The sequence below is a fragment of the Roseimaritima sediminicola genome, assembly GCF_009618275.1.
Classification (GTDB): Bacteria; Planctomycetota; Planctomycetia; order Pirellulales; family Pirellulaceae; genus Roseimaritima; species Roseimaritima sediminicola.
Map to the genome: position 1 here is coordinate 1 of NZ_WIAD01000133.1, position 967 is coordinate 967.

The window sequence follows — 967 nt, forward strand, 5'->3', positions numbered from 1 at the left end:
TGCTTGCGTGGTTTTGGCTTCTGTCTCATTTGCCGCGATAACGAGACTGCGTGGTGGATTGCTGGTTGCAGCGATGCCTCTTGGGGCTGGCGGAGCCTGTTCTGCTGCATATGGCAATGGATGGTTTTGCAGCAATGGCTACTGTACGGGGGGCGGATTGAGCCGGTGCGCGGGACAAATGCCCGGCAACTGCGAGGGAGCATTATGCTCTTCACCGGAGATTTACACTTGTATCGGATGTCAGTGCCAGGCAAATCCAATCAGTGAACAGTGCAATTGCACGCCTTAAGCTGACGCCATCAATGGTTTTGAAATTACGAGTTTTCTGCCGTCGCTGCAGCTTTTGCTGGATTCAAATCATTATGCACAATTGCCGAAATAGCTCGTTGTCACTTGCTATTTATTTTCTTGTTTCTCTAGCAAATGCTGAACACGTCTTGGCCGCTGCCGACCGCTCCGAGGCGGAGCTGGAGAACCAATTCTTTCAGGCAATCGAGGAGATGCAGTCGGCGGCGGATTCAATCGCCATCGCCGCGAAAACGGAGATGGTGTTTGTGATGCGCGGTGGCGATAGCCCTGGGCGCCGCGAAGACGCCTACGAAATCGCTTACCGCGGCCGCGAGTTTCAGCTAAAGAAGAAAACGCTCGACCGCGAGGGAACCGCCGTCGAGCAGATCAGCGGCAGGAATGAGACGTATTTTTTTGTCATCGAAAGGTCGTCGAGCGGCACGCAGTTGGTCTTTCTACAAGAGATCGGTAGTCCGGACGGAGGCGGCCCAGGTGTCGACGCGTTTGTCACCGATCTGGCCGTTCGCTACCCCGTATTCGCCTTTCAATACGTCCAGATGCCGATTTGGGATTTCGTTGCCTTGCCGGGGTTTGAGATCCAAGAGATCACCGAACTCGACGAGTCACTCGTCCGCATCGAGCACACGGTCCCTCCGGACTACGAAACGCCCGGTCACAC

The 967-nt window shown here is 55.0% G+C and carries 2 protein-coding genes; both read left to right on the forward strand.

Features of this window, described 5'->3' with window-relative positions:
- Positions 1-267 (forward strand): hypothetical protein (locus GE027_RS23515; RefSeq protein ID WP_237607746.1); only part of this gene is annotated, 267 nt, incomplete at its 5' end.
- Positions 264-967 (forward strand): hypothetical protein (locus tag GE027_RS22600; protein ID WP_153559496.1); only part of this gene is annotated, 704 nt, incomplete at its 3' end. The genes GE027_RS23515 and GE027_RS22600, both read left to right, overlap by 4 nt.